Annotated in this window: 13 protein-coding genes, 1 tRNA gene, 2 rRNA genes and 5 pseudogenes; 1 reads left to right on the top strand and 20 read right to left on the bottom strand. The window is 44.2% G+C overall.

The window, feature by feature from the left end:
* Positions 1–36: 36 nt before the first annotated feature.
* The 20 genes and pseudogenes from HHK02_RS13260 to HHK02_RS09650 all read right to left on the bottom strand — a co-directional run.
* Positions 37–108 (bottom strand): annotated as a pseudogene (locus HHK02_RS13260) (IS200/IS605 family transposase); the annotation flags it as partial.
* Positions 109–233: 125 nt separating this feature from the next.
* On the bottom strand, positions 234–1,463 hold the full coding sequence (locus HHK02_RS09740) for an NRAMP family divalent metal transporter (RefSeq protein WP_152712223.1): 1,230 nt from the start codon (positions 1,461–1,463) through the stop codon (positions 234–236).
* On the bottom strand, positions 1,464–2,213 hold the full coding sequence (locus HHK02_RS09735; protein WP_102816300.1) for a LamB/YcsF family protein: 750 nt from the start codon (positions 2,211–2,213) through the stop codon (positions 1,464–1,466).
* Positions 2,214–3,575, bottom strand: a complete 1,362-nt coding sequence (locus HHK02_RS09730; RefSeq protein ID WP_181462360.1) for an acetyl-CoA carboxylase biotin carboxylase subunit — start codon at positions 3,573–3,575, stop codon at positions 2,214–2,216.
* Entirely contained in the window at positions 3,576–4,016 is a 441-nt protein-coding gene (gene accB / locus HHK02_RS09725) for an acetyl-CoA carboxylase biotin carboxyl carrier protein (RefSeq protein ID WP_078009998.1), read from the bottom strand.
* On the bottom strand, positions 4,017–5,030 hold the full coding sequence (locus tag HHK02_RS09720) for a 5-oxoprolinase subunit C family protein (RefSeq protein ID WP_181462359.1): 1,014 nt from the start codon (positions 5,028–5,030) through the stop codon (positions 4,017–4,019). It abuts the gene before it with no gap.
* A complete protein-coding gene (pxpB, locus tag HHK02_RS09715) occupies positions 5,031–5,762 on the bottom strand; it encodes a 5-oxoprolinase subunit PxpB (RefSeq protein WP_078010000.1) in 732 nt (243 codons plus the stop codon).
* A complete protein-coding gene (locus HHK02_RS09710) occupies positions 5,763–6,344 on the bottom strand; it encodes a lactate/malate family dehydrogenase (protein WP_181462358.1) in 582 nt (193 codons plus the stop codon).
* Entirely contained in the window at positions 6,345–6,566 is a 222-nt protein-coding gene (locus HHK02_RS09705) for a Rossmann-fold NAD(P)-binding domain-containing protein (protein WP_078010002.1), read from the bottom strand.
* A complete protein-coding gene (locus HHK02_RS09700) occupies positions 6,567–6,848 on the bottom strand; it encodes a hypothetical protein (RefSeq protein WP_078010003.1) in 282 nt (93 codons plus the stop codon).
* Positions 6,849–7,790: pseudogene (locus HHK02_RS09695) on the bottom strand (L-lactate dehydrogenase).
* The gene (locus HHK02_RS09690; protein WP_181462357.1) at positions 7,791–8,600 is read right to left on the bottom strand and encodes a 2-keto-4-pentenoate hydratase; all 810 of its coding nucleotides are present in this window, start codon (positions 8,598–8,600) and stop codon (positions 7,791–7,793) included.
* Entirely contained in the window at positions 8,601–9,356 is a 756-nt protein-coding gene (locus HHK02_RS09685) for a biotin--[acetyl-CoA-carboxylase] ligase (protein ID WP_078010006.1), read from the bottom strand. It abuts the gene before it with no gap.
* Positions 9,357–12,791 carry a pyruvate carboxylase gene (locus HHK02_RS09680; protein ID WP_181462356.1) on the bottom strand — a complete coding sequence of 1,145 codons (3,435 nt, stop codon included), beginning with the start codon at positions 12,789–12,791 and terminating at the stop codon, positions 9,357–9,359.
* Positions 12,792–14,330: a multicopper oxidase family protein gene (locus tag HHK02_RS09675; RefSeq protein ID WP_181462355.1), complete on the bottom strand. Its 1,539-nt coding sequence runs from the start codon at positions 14,328–14,330 to the stop codon at positions 12,792–12,794.
* 6 nt (positions 14,331–14,336) lie between these two features.
* A pseudogene (locus tag HHK02_RS09670) lies at positions 14,337–15,173 on the bottom strand (IS30 family transposase); the annotation flags it as partial.
* A gap of 3 nt (positions 15,174–15,176) precedes the next feature.
* A tRNA-Thr gene (locus HHK02_RS09665) sits at positions 15,177–15,249 on the bottom strand.
* Positions 15,250–15,252: 3 nt separating this feature from the next.
* Positions 15,253–15,369, bottom strand: a 5S ribosomal RNA gene (gene rrf / locus HHK02_RS09660).
* Positions 15,370–15,374: 5 nt separating this feature from the next.
* Positions 15,375–15,491, bottom strand: a 5S ribosomal RNA gene (rrf, locus tag HHK02_RS09655).
* A gap of 130 nt (positions 15,492–15,621) precedes the next feature.
* A pseudogene (locus HHK02_RS09650) lies at positions 15,622–16,017 on the bottom strand (UPF0236 family transposase-like protein); the annotation flags it as partial.
* Between HHK02_RS09650 and HHK02_RS09645 the strand changes: the two are divergent.
* Positions 16,013–16,408: pseudogene (locus HHK02_RS09645) on the top strand (UPF0236 family transposase-like protein); the annotation flags it as partial. The pseudogenes HHK02_RS09650 and HHK02_RS09645 sit on opposite strands and share 5 nt — an antisense overlap.
* Positions 16,409–16,426: the final 18 nt, after the last annotated feature.

The following is a 16,426-nucleotide window of genomic DNA, read 5'->3' as shown; positions in this document are numbered from 1 at the left end:
AGTACCCTTTGGATGTTTTGCGGTAAGTAGCCGATGAACCACCATTACCAAATGGTAATTAAGTAAGTATACTGAATGCTGATTTCTATCTAATTCTATTGTTATCACCACATTTTATAGATATATACTAAATATATCATAGAACAAAAGAAAAAGCACTAACGTACTTTAAGAGAGCGATTCATCCCCTACTTATAGAAGTGGGGGTATTCTCGCAAATTTATGGATAAATTTTAAAACATATTGATTACTGCTTCAACACTGGCGTAAGCCATAAAGACAACTACAGTCCAACCGGTAATCGTTAGCCACAGAGGATGGTGATAATTAGCTCCCACTATTTTTTGCCGATGAGCTGCTAGTAAAAGAATGGCAAGCGCAATTGGGAGAATAAAGCCATTCAAGGCACCAACCACCACTAATACTTTGGCTGGCTGTCCAATAAAATAAAAGACAATCGTCGAAAAAATGATAAAAGTCATCGTTAAGATTCGTTGATACTTAGCAAATTTGTTAGATGCTTTATCCGTCAGCGCATAATTCAGAAAGGAAACGGAAGTAAACGTTGATCCAAGGGTTGATGAAATCCCAGAAGCCAATAGCAGGAGGCCAAAGAATTTGTAGCCAAAGTTTCCAGCCGCATACTTAAAAATCGAGGCTGCCGGGTTAGTTGGATCAAGCTGATAACCAGTGACAATTACAGCCAGGCCAGCGAGAAAGAGCATAACCCGAATAACTGAGGCCAGCCCGATCCCGGTCAATGCCCCTTCATTGACATATTTAATATCAGCGGTTCCTTTGGCTCCTCCAGCCAATAACCGGTGACCACCAGCAAATGAAATATAGCCACCAACAGTCCCACCAACAATAGTAACAATCGAATAAAAGTTAACTTTAGTGGGCACAAAAGAATGCCGAACTGCTGTTACATAAGGCACCTTCATAATCCACAAAATATAGATTAAGATAGCAATTTTTATTACCGCCAGTACCTGTACCGTACGGTCAACGGTAGTTAATGCATTCTTGATAATCAAGATAATAATTGTAAATGTGGCTACCAAAATAGCCCCATTCTGTGGCGAAATGCCGAAAAGAACGTTTAATCCTAATCCGGCACCGCCAATGTTACCAATATTAAAGAAGAGTCCCCCAATTGCCACTAAGGCCGATAGGAGATAGCCAAGGCCTGGGAAAACTTCATTAGCAATAACCTGCGCACGCTTGCCAGCGACAACAATGATTCGCCAAATGTTTAGTTGAACAACAATGTCAACAAGAATACAGATTAAAATAGCAAACCCAAAATTAGCGCCACTTTGGCTCGTAAAGGTAGCCGTTTGCGTTAAGAAACCCGGGCCAACCGCTGACATGGCCATTAAAAATGCGCCACCAATTGCTGCCACCCGTAATTTATTCCGGTGAGACTCTGCTAATTGTTCACTGTTCTTTTGTTGTTTCATTTAACAGGCTGCTAGCTCAATGCCATTTTTCGTAAGTGTTTTACGTAATTGCTTAACAATTAATAAGGCTGCTTCGTTATCACCATGAACACACAGTGAATCAACTTTTAACGGAACGGTTTCACCAGTAATTGCTGTTACCGCTTGTTCGTTAATCATTGATACGGCCCGTTGCGCAACTTCAGCTGGATCGGTTAGAACTGCGCCAGCTTGCGAACGCGGCACCAGACTACCGTCAGCTTGGTAGGCCCGATCAGCAAATGCTTCTGAACGGGCTGGCAGGCCAACCTCATTGGCTGCCTTAATTAAGTTACTACCAGCAAGACCGTAGATTGGTAATTGCGGATCAACTCGCTGAATTCCTTTACAAATAGCGAGGGCTAACTCATAGTCCTTTCCCGCGGCATTATATAAAGCGCCATGCGGCTTTACGTGATGGAGATGATGCCCGCTAGTAAAACCAGCAAGCGCAGCTACTTGGTAAGTAATTATATTGCTAACATCACGAGGAGCCATTGCCAAGTAACGACGACCAAAGCCATTAAGATCCGGATACCCAGGATGGGCCCCAATTTGAACGCCATTTTTTTCGGCGATTGCTACTGTCTTAGCCATCACTTGCGGATCACCAGCATGGAAACCACAAGCAATATTGGCCGAAGTAATCAGTGGCAACAGCTTTTCATCATTACCGATGGTGTAGTGCCCAAAGCTTTCGCCTAAATCACTATTCAAATCTACTGTTAACACTTACTTACTCCTTTCTAAGTCATCCAACCAATTAACATTTGTTTTTAATCGTTGGAAGTCTGGCTCTCTTAAAATTTGAATCAATAGTTCAAGATTAGTCTTGATTCCACCAATTACCGTTTCATCAATTGCCTCTTGCATCTGCTGAAGAACCCGCTGGCGACGGTCGCCATAAACAATAATTTTAGCAATCATGCCATCGTAGTTGCCAGGAACTGTATAGCCTTGATAAAGGGCCGTATCAACACGGACACCCTGCCCACCAGGAAGATACAAAGCAGTGATCTTCCCCGGGGTCAACGCATTAACCCGACACTCAAGTGCAAAACCATGTGGAACTTCGTGGTGCTTGCTTAACTTAGCACCAGCGGCAACCCGGAGCTGAAGTTCAACCAAATCGGTCCCCGTTGTTAATTCGGTAATGGGGTGTTCAACTTGAATCCGGGTATTCATTTCCATAAAGTAATAGCTACCGTCGCGATTGTAGAGAAATTCAATAGTGCCCGCCCCTTCATAATGTAAATTAGCAACTGCCTTTTCAGTTTGTCGTAACATCTCAGTACGGGTACTAGTTGGCACAACAAGCGCTGGCGCTTCCTCAATTACCTTTTGGTGGTGCGCCTGAATCGTACAATCCCGTTCCCCCAAGGCCAAAACGTTACCATACTGGTCAACAATAATCTGCACTTCAATATGTCGGGGATTAGGCAGGTATTGCTCAAGGTACATTTCATTACTATCAAATGATGCAATTGCTTCTTCCTGGGCGGTAGCAAATTTAGCTTTCATTTCATTAGCTGAATTAATAATTCGCATTCCCTTACCGCCGCCACCAGCACTGGCTTTGAGCATCAACGGATAACCAATCTCCCGTGCCTGATTGAGAGCATCATCGACATCAGTAATAACATGTTGACTCCCCCGTACAACAGGAAGTCCTGCTTGCTTCATCGTCAGCCGTGATTGTTCTTTGTCACCCAACAAACTAATCACGTTAGAACTAGCACCAATAAGCTTAAGATGATTCTGCTCACAGGCCTGCGCAAAGTCAGCACTTTCAGAAAGGAAGCCGTATCCTGGGTGAACTGCTTCGGCACCAGTGAGTTTGGCTGCCGTAATAATCGCAGAAATATTAAGATAACTACTGTTAGCATTAGCAGGACCGATACAAATTGCCTGGTCAGCTAACTTTACATGGAGCGCATCTTTATCAGCAGTCGAATAAACCGCCACCGTTTGAAGGCCAAGGATGCGACAAGTCCGGATAATCCGAACAGCAATTTCACCACGGTTAGCAATTAAAACCTTATGGAATGGCCATTTACTGACCGAACTACTTGAGCTGAATAAGTGGTTGTCCATCTACTTGAGCTGAATAAGTGGTTGTCCATACTCAACCCCCTCTTCATTATTTACTAAGACTTTTTCAACAATTCCTTCACGGTCTGCAATCACATCAGTAAAGGCCTTCATAACTTCGATTACGCCAACAACATCACCCTTCTTTACCTTATCGCCAACCTTAACGTATGACGGTTCTTGGGGCGACTTTGCAGTATAAAAGACACCAACACTTGGCGAATTGATCGTATTATTACTGGTTGCCGCAACTTTAGTCGCCATTACTGGTTGTTTCTCTTGAGAAGGAGTAGGCGCAGGCGCTACCGGTTGAATAGTTTTAAGGTCGCTACTGGTTGGTCGCGCCGTTATTTTAATCTGCTCATCTTGATGCGAATATTCAATTGCGGCAAGGTCGTTCTCTTTTAATAATTTAATCAATTTTTCTATGTTATCAGTATTCAATTAAAATAATTGCTTTATCCGTTGGCTGGCAACCCGGTTAATCCCGTATGGCGGTATATAACGGGTATCACTGATTTTATTAGCAAGATCAGTGAGCATTTGCTCTTTTTTCCGGAGCCTAGCAGTCGCCGTTGCCAGATCAATTAAATTAAATTTGATTTTTTGACCAGGGCGGCACTGAACCAGCTTATTAAGATCATAACTGGCGACAACTGCAATTAAAGGATAACCGCCAGTCGTCTGCCGGTCAGCCATCAAAACGATTGGTTGACCATTAGTAGTAAGCTGAATTGCCCCACGGACGGTTGCCGTAGAAAGCATACTGGGCAAGGTAGTTGTCAACTTATTTCCTTGCAAGCGATATCCCATTCGATCTACATTGCTACTTACTTGATACACTTGACTAGTGAAAAGCTGTTGGTCATTAGCTGAAAAATCAGTCCACTGTGGTCCCGCTAAAACATGAATAGTTACAACCTGTTGTTTAGCTGGCCAATGTGGGGTGGTCGTTCGCCGATGATAATATGCTGTAAGAGTCATTGTCGAATGGTAATTGAGCTGGTCACCGCTTTTTAACTGGCGACCATGATAACCACCAAGCTGTAAACGCAGGATAGTGGAATAACTATCAAGAAACTTATTAACCTGCCACCCACCCTTGATGGCAAGATAACCAAATACTCCTGCACTCATATTACCGATTGCTAACTGATCACCACTATGAATCTGAATACATTGATAACTTGGTAAAGGTTCACCGTTCAATTGGGGAGTGACGTTACCACCAGTGATTGCAATAAATGCTGGTTGATCAAAGGTAATTGTGGGGCCAGTTAATACAAATTCCAGAACCGGCGCCCCCAACGGATTTCCAACTAGAAGATTGGCAATTTTCATTGCTTCCTGATCCATACTGCCAGCTTCAGGGAACCCATCAATTTGGTGCTGAGGTCGCCCCAAATCTTGAATCGTCGTTTGCGTTCCAGGAGTTAATACATTAATCGTTGCCATCATTTAATCGTTGCCATCATTATTCACCACCTTGACATGATATTGGCCCTGTCGGTCGGCTTGCCGAATTCGCTCATATTCATCGTGATCGATCGCAAAAAACCGAACCTTATCGCCAGCAGCATAAAAGCTTTTAGGGTGTTCAGGATGATAGAGGGTCACCGGAGTTCGCCCAATAATTTGCCAACCACCCGGGGAAGTAATCGGATAAAAGCCAGTCTGTTTACCTGCAATTCCAATACTTCGAGCAGCAATCTTAAGCCGGGGCTTAGCAAGACGGGGCATCGCAATCCGGTCGGTAACACTTGCCATATATGCAAAGCCGGGAAGAAAGCCTAGAAAGTAAATTAAGTAATCCCGACTAGTATGAAGTTTGATTGCCCCGGCTTCATCGGTATGAGCAAACTTGGCAAGGCCGGAAAGATCAGGCCCGTATTGTCCGCCATATAAAACTGGAATTAACCAGGTTTTGGTGGGAGCTGGTTTGTTGTGAAAAGCCCGACTAACAATTGAATCAAGCACGGGGATGAGGTCGGTTGCTACCGCGTTGACGCCATCAAAGAGAACAGTCAAGGTCCGATAAGCGGGAATAACGGTGTAAATTGCTGGGATATGAGCACTTAAAATCAATCTGCTAATTTGATGAATCCGAAGGTTAACTGCAGGATCAATCCGATTAACGAATGAAATTTCAAGTGCCTGATCACCAAGTGGATTTATTTGATACTGTTTCATTCAAGCCGCAAATTGAGTTTCGCCATGTTCTCCAATAACATAACCAGCTACGTCAGTAATTGATTTATTGACTGCGGTAGCAACAGCACGGTGCAGACGGGCAGTATCTAAAGAAGTTTCAGTTCCGAAAACGGCATGGGCTGGCAACCCACTTTCTTGCTGCATTAGTTGCGCAATTACGTCACAGGGATTGGAAATACAGATCATGACGCCATGAAAACCGCTTTGCTTAATCCGTGGACCTACTTCTTTAACGATCCGCGCTGAACTAGCTAGTTCGCCAACCCGGTTGTTTGAACGGTCGTTGGGGTTGCCTAAAACGATTTTAATATTACCAGCCGCAAAAATAATTACGTCGGCATCTGCTAAGGTTGCCCAGTCATCGTGATAGGGGATAAAGGAAAGCTTAGTTGTCGTAGCTAAGTAAGCCTGCTGGTCGGTTAAATCAAATGCATTAGCCCGCGCCACCTGATCTTGTTCATCAATTAATACTAATTCACTGGCAATTCCAGCAGTAACGATATTTGTCGCGACGGTCGCACCAACGTGACCGAGGCCAATTATTGCAACTTTATTTCCCATCTACTTTACCTGGTTGAAATTATGTTTGATCGCTTGAGCTGATTTTTCAAATAGCTCTTGTTCATGATTGGTTAAATCTAACGTTGGTTGATCAACCACTCCGGTTGCGCCAATGGTAGTCGGCTGACCAATGTAGACTCCCAGACGCTGACAAAGTGAACTGGCAGGGAAGGTTCGTTTTTCATCATTTAAGACTGACTTTAAGATGGTTAAAGCCGTCATTTAGCTAGCAAAATGCCACTTATTAAGACGTCGTTGATTAATACGAAAACCTTTAACGGCGTTATGTGTCCAGTGGTCGATAATCTGTTTGCCAACGCTTAGTGGTCGTGAAACAGTTTCAGCATAGGTATTCAAGAAGAGGTTACCGTACCGGTCGAGGTGGCCAAAGGGATGATGATTGATCTTAAAGACATAGCTAATCTCACCGTGCTTTTGCGGATCAATTTCTACCTGATCATTCTTCATAACTTTCAGCAATTCTTTACAAGTCATTGCTTTCATTTAGTTGCCAGCTTGGGCTGCTCGTTGTTCTTCAGCCTTAACCCGGTCTTTGATGTACTTAGCTGAGGTTGCTAGCTTTTTCTGTTCAGTGGCTGTTAAGTCGAGCTGCAATTGTTCAACTACTCCATCGCGGCCAACTACTGCCGGGTACGAAAGGTAAGTGCCATATTCTTCGCGGTAATTAGACACTGGCATTTCTGTTCGAGCATCACTCAATAAGGCGTTAGTCAGACGAACCGCCGCTGTTGCTACCCCATAATTGGTATATTTTTTGCCCTTATAAACCATATAACCGCCTTGTCGCGAACGTTCTTCGACATCGGCTAAATCCACTCATTCTTTAGCCAGATCAACCACCTGCTTGCCCAAAACGCGAACTGTCGACCAGGCGGTAAACTGAGAGTTACCATGTTCACCAAGATTAAAGCCAACTACCGATCGGGAATCTACATTTAAGGCTTCGCCAACGCAAGCCCGCATCCGAGCTGAATCCAGCAAGGTTCCTGTCCCCAGCACGTGTTCTTTAGGGAGCCCCGTCAATTTCTGATACATGGAGGTAATAACATCACATGAATTAGTTACGTCGACTAACTTACCATGAAAGCCATTATCAACCAGTTTTTTTGCTACTAACGGGACTTGAGTACGAGTAAATTTAAATTCTGCAAAACGATCATGATTAGGCGTATCAACTAGCTTCGATTTACCAAGGGTCGAAACCACCACATCACAATCAGCCAATTGTGAATCATCGTTAACGGTCAAATTAGTATGATAAGGCAGGTTTGCCATTGCATCTCTTAAATCAAGCGCATCAGCGCGAACCTTTGCTTCGTTCGTGTCATACAGTGCTAAATCATCCGTAAATCCACAAGCAACGAGGTAATGAGCAACGGTTGCCCCGACATGTCCCATTCCAATAACTGCTACTTTCCTAGTCATTTAATCATTGACATTAACAACCACATCACCGAATCCGTGGTCAAACTTAGCTTCCCACTTGCCTGCTGTTAAGTGTGGGGGTAAGAGAAAGGTACCAGATGAAACTAGCTGTCCCGCTCGGAACTGTTTACCCTGGGCAGCAAGTTTACCGACTAGCCATTGCAAAGACTTAAAGGGATTACCAAGGACTTCACTAGACTGTCCTGTCGCTTCTTTTTGTCCATCATGATAGAGAGTCGCATTTACGTTGGCAGCATCATCAACAGTTGAGAATACTTCATCTGCTGGCCGCTCCCTGCCATACACAACGTAACCACCAACTGCGCAATCACTCATAACACAGTATCTATTTAGGTCGGGAAACCAGTCAGCAAACCGACAGTCAGGGAGCTCCAAGGTTCCACAAACGGTGGTCTTATGACGAAGATCATCTAAACTATCGCTTGGTAATAGGTCTTCCGTTGCGCGAAAGCCTAATTCAACTTCTAATAACGGAGCCATTGTTTGTTGCTTTAATGATAAGACCGCTGGTGATGGTAAAAAGTGGGAATCAACTTGTTGTCCATACAGTGGGCTATCAGCATCAAACATGTCCTGAGTTTGCTGGCTAGTCAATGAAACTTTGTAGCCGCCGGTTGGTAACTGCTTTAACCGGGCAACGCAATCTTGAACCGCATAGGCCGTTTCATCGTCGGTTACAACCCCTTCCCAGTCTGCTCTTTTTAGTGGCTGCTTAGTTTGGTAAGCATTAAACAGTGCTTGGGCAAATGATTTTTGTTGTGTATTTAAGGTAACGTTTTGATTAGTCATTTAACCAGGTAATTCTCGAACAGTTCCAGCCGTAAACACTTGCATCCCCTGAGGCGTTCGCAGACTCAAGTAACCATCATCCGTTAGGTGATCAAAATAGCCAACTACTTGTGTGCGCCCAGTATCAACCACGAGATGCTTTCCAGCTAGAAACTGGTGGTTCCGGTACACTTGCAACACCTGTGACCAAGGACAACTAGTCAATAGGTCCCAAAAACGAGCAGTAATTGCCTCAATAATAGCCAAACGCTGGCAATCACTGACTGGCGTCGCACTCAACCAGCTAATTTGCGAGCGTAATTCAGCTGGTACCTTCGCAGGCGCAGCTAAGTTAATGCCCCAACCGATGACGGTTCCGCAAACATGATTTTCATTATTAACGGCCGCCTCTGCCAAAATACCAGTAACTTTGCGACCGCTACAATATAAGTCATTTACCCACTTAATTGATAACGGTCGGGCAAAATGACTACTTAACACTTCATAAGCGGCAACTGCGGCTGTCACGGTCAAGTGCGCCCCTGATATTGCTAATTGACTAGGTAATGCAAGGGTAAAATAAGCTCCGCTGCCTGCGGGTGAATAAAATTTCCGGGTAAATTTACCATGGCCGGCAGTCTGCTGACGGGCGGTTACTAAAAATGGCGCTGTTGCCCCCGTCATCAACCGGTGCTTTGCCCACTCATTGGTTGATGATAGCAGCGAGTAATTATAAGTCGCGATCCCTCGCGCATTAAGTTTAGTAAATTTATGCATTTACTTAGTTAAAGTTAACAATAAATCCTGGCTCTTTAAATGATTACCAACGCTAGCGTAAATTTTTGCTACTTTACCCGTAAATGGTGCTTTGACAGCCGATTCCATTTTCATTGCTTCGGTTACCACGAGGATATCTCCAGCCTTAACCTGGTCACCAACTTGTACGTTAACTTTAACCACAGTCCCATTCAGTGGCATCCCTAACTGACCGGGATCATCCGCTGCTGCCTGCGGCGTTGCTTTCACTGTTTCTTTTAAGCTATTATCCCTAACCATTAATTGCAAACTTCGGCCATTAAGTTCAAAAAATAATGTCCGCTTACCATCTTGATTTGGGGTTGAAATAAAGTCTAATTTGAGAATCATCTCTTGCCCTTGACCATACTGAATGTGTTTAACTTCTCCCGGCCGCATTCCCTGGAAATAAGTCGTAGTATCTAGGTCCATTACCTCACCATACTGCTGATAATTCTTAAAGTAGTCAATAAACACCTTCGGATACATTAAATATCCTTGTAAATCATCTTCACTGGGGGTGTGTTTAATCTTGTTAGTCAGTTCCTGCTTAATTGCTTTAAAATCAGCTGGCTTAGCTAAACTCCCTGGCCGAACCGTAATCGCTGGGTGATCTTTTAAGACGACCTGCTGTAATTTCTTAGGGAAGCCACCATAAGGCTGCCCGAGATCCCCCGCAAAGAAGTTAACCACTGATTCAGGAAAGTCAATGTGTCGACCCTTAGTAAAAATATTTTTCTTATCCAGATGATTTTGGATCATAAAGATTGCCAGATCACCGACAACTTTCGAACTTGGAGTTACCTTAATAATGTCACCAAGGAGTTGATTAACTTCCCGGTACTTCGCCTTAACCTGACCAAAATCTTTAATTCCTAACGATTGGGCTTGCTGTTTTAAATTAGAGTACTGCCCACCAGGCATTTCAGTGCGGTACAGGTCTGGCTGTGGAGCATTAATCCCGTTGCTAAAGTCATGGTAAAGCGGACGAACACCTGCCCAGTATTGGTTCAGCACTTCGACATTATGCATATTCAAAACGGGCTGTCGCTGGTCACCTTCGAGCGCATAGTAAAAGGTTCCCATACTAGGTTGACTAGTTGTCCCAGCCATCGCCGCCATTGCAACATCTACCACGTCCACGCCAGCCTTGGTTGCTGCCACGTAAGTTGCTACCCCATTTCCGGTCGTGTCATGAGTGTGAAGGTGAATAGGCACATCAAACTTAGCTTTTAAATGACCAACCAATTCGTAGGCTGCCTGCGGTTTTAACAACCCTGCCATATCTTTGATGCCAATCATTTGTGCACCAGCATCAATTAACGATTGGGCCAATTGCATATAGTAATCCAACGTATACTTATGCTCGGTAGAGCTCAGAAAATCGCCGGTAAAACACATTGTTCCTTCAGCAATTTTCCCAGTTTCTCGTACATATTCAATACTTCGCTGCATCTGTTCAATCCAATTGAGGGAATCAAAAATTCGGAAAACATCGACTCCCACCTTAGCACTATGGTCAATAAAACGTTTCAAAACATTATCAGGATAATTCTGGTAACCCACTGCATTAGATGCTCGCAGCAACATCTGTTGGAGAGTATGTGGCATATACTTTTTAAGTAACCGTAGCCGGACCCAAGGATCTTCGCCTAGGAATCGATAACAAACATCAAAAGTGGCCCCACCCCAACTCTCCACTGAAAAGAGGTTTGGCATTGCCTGATCATAAATCTTCATTGCTGGCAGCATATCGTGTGTTCGCATTCGAGTAGCAAACAAACTTTGGTGGGCATCCCGCATTGTAGTATCAGTTAATAATACCTGGGACTGCTTTTTTACGTAGTCCATTGCGGCCGTGGCTCCCTGCTCATCTAAGATATCCTTAACCGTCTTGCCAGCCGTCGCCGAAGTGGGTTGTAATTGGCTGTATCGTGGCTGCGGCAATTCTGCCGAGTTTAAGTGCTTCTGCTTAGTTACCCCAGCAAAGCCATTCACGGTGACATTGCTAATATACCTTAATAATTGTATTGGCGTATCTGGTTGATGATCAAAGCGGAATAATTCCGGATGTTCATCGATAAAGGTTGTTGAACAATTTCCGGCAACAAAAGTGGGGTGACGTAACACGTTAACCATAAAGGGAATATTCGTTTTGACACCACGTAGCCGAAACTCATGTAGAGCTCGAAGCATCTTAACCCGTGCTTCTGCAAAGTCGTCCCCCTTAGTACAACATTTAACTAATAGGGAATCGAAGTATGGAGTTACAACATACCCGGAGTAAACATTGCCATCAAGCCGCACTCCAGTACCACCGGGAGCATGGTAGGTCAATACCCGACCAGTATCTGGCATAAAATTATTTTCAGGATCTTCGGTCGTTACTCGACACTGAATAGCTGCACCATGAAAATGCAAGTCTGCTTGGTGAGGCAATCCAATATCTTGATGAAGATCCTCCCCTGCAGCAATCCGAATCTGGGCTTTAACAATGTCAACCCCAGTAATTAATTCAGTTACCGTATGTTCAACCTGAACCCGTGGATTAACTTCAATAAAGTAAAACTGCTCAGGCGTCGCTAAAAATTCAATTGTCGCAGCGTTTTGGTAGTGGACGCTCTTCATTAATTTAAGGGCTAAATTACAAACCTCTGTCCGTCGTTCTGGTGTTAACACTACACTAGGCGCAAATTCAACAACCTTTTGGTGACGACGCTGAACGGAACAGTCCCGTTCAAATAAGTGCATCACGTTACCATGTTCATCTGCCAAAACCTGCACTTCAATATGCTTGGGGTGTTGAATATCTTTTTCAACATACATTTCATCCGACCCAAATGACTTTAAAGCCTCGTCTTTTGCTTGGTCAAATTCGGCAGCTAGCTGTTGGTAGTTTTCAACAATCCGCATGCCCCGGCCACCACCACCGTTAGCAGCTTTAATCATAATTGGATAACCGTACTGATGAGCAAAGGTTTTAACTTGTGCAAGACTAGTGACATTACCCGTCAAACCAGGAATCGGCTGTAAACCCGCCTTCATCGCTACCTGCCTAGCAACGAGCTTATCACCAAACATACGGAGATGCTCTGGCTTAGGACCAATAAATTTAAGGCCATTATCAACGCACGCCTGAGCCAAATCAGCATTTTCAGCTAAGAAACCATATCCGGGATGAACGGCTTCAGCACCAGCAGCCTTTGCTACTCGAATAATTTCATCAATATCAAGGTAGGCGTCGATAGGTTGTTCATTTTTCCCAATCAGATAAGCTTCATCAGCAGCAAAACGATGAGCACTATACTCATCTTCTTTAGCATAAACTGCTACCGCTTTGATTCCCAGTTCATGACAAGCGCGGGTAATCCTGGTGGCAATTTCACCACGGTTAGCAATTAAAATCTTCTTAAACAACTACATTTCCATTCCCATTTTCTTGTAGGATTCCATTCCGCCAAGCCACAGTTGATCCATCGGCACATGACGTTCTTCAGCAAAAGCCTTCATGATCGTCATGTGATTCATTAAATGATACTTCTTGTTGGGATTTGCTGGATCGATCACTTGAAGTTGGGCCATCATGCCGCCATCCTCATGCTCAAGGATATGACAATGATACATAAAGACGCCCGAAACATGGAACCACACCTTAATCACAACATGTGCACCAGGATTAACTGCAACCGTATCCTTCAGCCCTAGTTCATTAGGGTATGGTGCATGGCCATTCCGCGAAACAACTTTAAATGCGGTTCCATGCATATGGTATGGGTGAATCATTCCGGGAGCCGGGTTTGTATTACAGATATCCCACAGTTGAACCTTCCCCATCGGCATCTGATAGTCAATCCGATCCATCTGGAATTTCTTACCGTTCATCGCAACCGCTTCATCCATTCCGTCAAGGGTAACATGGTGAACTGGAAGGTCTGGATCAACAGCTAGATCTGGCACTTCAAATAGGGTGGCTGGAATCGTGGTATTATCAGGCTTAAATTCATGAATTCGGAACCGGAGAAGAGGAACATCATCAGAGTAAAGCGTCACAACATCCCCCGGCTTGTACTTGCCAAAGTCGACAATAATTTCTTGCCGCTCTGCACAGGTAATCAAGAGCTTCGTCATTCTAACCGGATGTGGTAACAGGCTTAGGTCACCAGCAATCTGAGTAAATTCAAGATCATCACTAAAGTGTAACCGGAATTCGCGGCGGTCAGCACCATCCAAGAACCGCAAACGAACTTTCTGGGTCGTAACATCAAAGTACGGATTAATCGTACCGTTAATCATCGGTGTTGGTCCGGCGACACCATCGGGATCATAGTCCTTCCGGTAGTTCCACTGGTTATTTTCATGAAAACGACGGTCTTGTAAAATAACTGGAATATCGTCAACCCCGTAAGTTCGTGGTAACGGAAGGCTCTGCTCATGTTCATCTTGGACAATTGCCCCAGCAGCTAAGCCCTGCCATACCTGCTCGGCGGTTGCTGGACACGGGTGGGCATGTAACCAAACAAAAGCGGCTGGTTGATTGATCTTAAAGGTAACGTCACGACTGCCACCTGGATAGACAGGGGCATGACAACCACCATCCTCAATCGGACCGGGAATCGCTAACCCATGCCAGTGAAAAGTCGTTAATTCAGGTAGATGGTTAACCAGGTGCAAATGAATGGTCTTCCCATTTTTAAACACTACTGTCTTACCTAACAGCGGCGCATTGTATCCCCAGGTCTTCGTTTTTTCACCGGGCATCAACTGGACCGCGCCTGTTTGAGCAACAATTGTGTAATACATGTCCGTTGCCGTTTCCTTATCCGGCTGCAATATTTTAGGAATGTTTAATGGCTGTTGCGGTACCTGTGGTTCTTCCAATGGCACATAACCACCATCATGATAATCATAAGCTGCCTCATCATAAAAATAGTGATCGATTACTTCGTCTTTACTCATCTAGCAATTACGGAAGTCTTTCTTTTTACTCAGACCATCACGACGAAGAATACCGTTGGTGTTTTCGTTTAACCCTCGCTGATTAGGCGCACCGACTTCCGCAAAGTATGTATGGATATCATGCTTATTGGCAATCTCACGCCAGCCCGCAAATTCCTTACCGTTGTCAAAGGTGATGGACTTAAAAAGATGACGAGGCTGTTTTGATAGCCACTGATCCAAATAATAGTTTACACTTTCGACCGTTTTGTGATGGACATTCAAGACAATCTCAACTTTTGAGATTCGTTCTACTAGGGTCATCACAGCGCCATGGTGAGCTTTCCCTTGAACTGTATCAGCTTCTAAATGACCAAATTCATGTTGGTAATACGGAAAATCGCGGTAACGTTGGTAAATACTGCGACCAAGATGGCCAGCTTTCCCACGTCGTTCAACGTAGCCATTTGAATGACGGTTACCTTTCATTGGTAACTGCTTAACATCAAAGTCATATTGACCACGGGCAAACATGCGATAAAGTGTCCGCATACTACAACTGATTTTCTTCTCTGACCGACCAATAATGGTATCTGGTGTCCAACCTTGACTAACTTGCTTGGTAATGTAACTTACTTCATCATCAGGTAATGTCATTGGTTTACGACCACAACGGCGCTTATTCCGTTGGTACTGCTTTAAATACTGCGCAATTGTCTTACCCGTATCTAAATAACGATAAACTCGATAAATTGTTTCAGCACTACGCTTTAGTGATTTAGCAACTTGATAAGCTCGAGTGTCTTGACGATAAAATTCAGCTATGAGAGTTAATTCACGTGTGGTAAGATGTTTGTAGGTCATTAGTGCTGACTAGAGGATTCGAACCTCCGACCTCATCATTACTAGTGACGTGCTCTGCCAACTGAGCTAAGTCAGCATCGCATGGCAACGTCCTATCCTCGCAGGGAGCGATCCCCCAACTACTTTCGGCGTGTTGAAGCTTAACTTCTGTGTTCGGCATGGGAACAGGTGTATCCTTCAAGCCATCATCACCACACTTTCGCATGGCAACGTCCTATCCTCGCAGGGAGCGATCCCCCAACTACTTTCGGCGTGTTGAAGCTTAACTTCTGTGTTCGGCATGGGAACAGGTGTATCCTTCAAGCCATCATCACCACACTTTTTGTCCCTTCGGACGAGAGCTTGTGCTCTCAAAACTAAATCCTATCTATTCTCTTCCAATAAACCTTACCGCTCCTTGGTTAAGTCCTCGACCGATTAGTAATGGTCCGCTCCATGCCTCACGGCATTAGTGGGTTAGTGCCTTAAAAAGTTGTCCCATTGGTCTACTTGTGGCTGTGTTAATCGGAATTATTCCTTGTACTGCTCCAATTGACGGCTTTGTCGGTGCCTTTCTTAGAAACTCTCCAGTTCGAATATGCATTTCCTGTAATAGGCTGGTTTGAGCCACTCGAGGATGAACTGTTAATTGTTCTAGGATTGTATTTAAACTAGCTTGCAGTTCACCATTCATTCGGGCTTCAATTAAACCAATCATGGCTTTAGCCCCCTGCTCAGTCCATGACTTGCCCTGTTTCTTCATCCGGTAAGTAAAAGCCCGGTGAGAACTTTCGACTGAACCAATTAAATGAATATCCTTAAATCCACGCATTTGTGGTGAGAGGATATACCGCCAATTTCGGCGAAATTGGCGGTATATCCTCTCACCACAAATGCGTGGATTTAAGGATATTCATTTAATTGGTTCAGTCGAAAGTTCTCACCGGGCTTTTACTTACCGGATGAAGAAACAGGGCAAGTCATGGACTGAGCAGGGGGCTAAAGCCATGATTGGTTTAATTGAAGCCCGAATGAATGGTGAACTGCAAGCTAGTTTAAATACAATCCTAGAACAATTAACAGTTCATCCTCGAGTGGCTCAAACCAGCCTATTACAGGAAATGCATATTCGAACTGGAGAGTTTCTAAGAAAGGCACCGACAAAGCCGTCAATTGGAGCAGTACAAGGAATAATTCCGATTAACACAGCCACAAGTAGACCAATGGGACAACTTTTTAAGGCACTAACCCACTAAAACTGTATATTTAAAGGC

Source organism: Limosilactobacillus reuteri, assembly GCF_013694365.1.
Lineage (GTDB): Bacteria > Bacillota > Bacilli > Lactobacillales > Lactobacillaceae > Limosilactobacillus > Limosilactobacillus reuteri_E.
The sequence above is the reverse complement of the archived record's forward strand: the minus strand, read 5'-3'. Positions and strand labels throughout refer to the sequence as shown.

Excerpts from the sequence above, each read along its gene's own strand:
- HHK02_RS09740 (WP_152712223.1), bottom strand. The coding sequence starts at position 1,463 with ATGAAACAACAAAAGAACAGTGAACAATTAGCAGAGTCTCACCGGAAT.
- HHK02_RS09730 (WP_181462360.1), bottom strand. The coding sequence starts at position 3,575 with ATGGACAACCACTTATTCAGCTCAAGTAGTTCGGTCAGTAAATGGCCA.
- HHK02_RS09720 (WP_181462359.1), bottom strand. The coding sequence starts at position 5,030 with ATGATGGCAACGATTAATGTATTAACTCCTGGAACGCAAACGACGATT.
- pxpB (WP_078010000.1), bottom strand. The coding sequence starts at position 5,762 with ATGAAACAGTATCAAATAAATCCACTTGGTGATCAGGCACTTGAAATT.
- HHK02_RS09710 (WP_181462358.1), bottom strand. The coding sequence starts at position 6,344 with ATGGGAAATAAAGTTGCAATAATTGGCCTCGGTCACGTTGGTGCGACC.
- HHK02_RS09705 (WP_078010002.1), bottom strand. The coding sequence starts at position 6,566 with ATGACGGCTTTAACCATCTTAAAGTCAGTCTTAAATGATGAAAAACGA.
- HHK02_RS09700 (WP_078010003.1), bottom strand. The coding sequence starts at position 6,848 with ATGAAAGCAATGACTTGTAAAGAATTGCTGAAAGTTATGAAGAATGAT.
- HHK02_RS09690 (WP_181462357.1), bottom strand. The coding sequence starts at position 8,600 with ATGACTAATCAAAACGTTACCTTAAATACACAACAAAAATCATTTGCC.
- HHK02_RS09685 (WP_078010006.1), bottom strand. The coding sequence starts at position 9,356 with ATGCATAAATTTACTAAACTTAATGCGCGAGGGATCGCGACTTATAAT.
- HHK02_RS09675 (WP_181462355.1), bottom strand. The coding sequence starts at position 14,330 with ATGAGTAAAGACGAAGTAATCGATCACTATTTTTATGATGAGGCAGCT.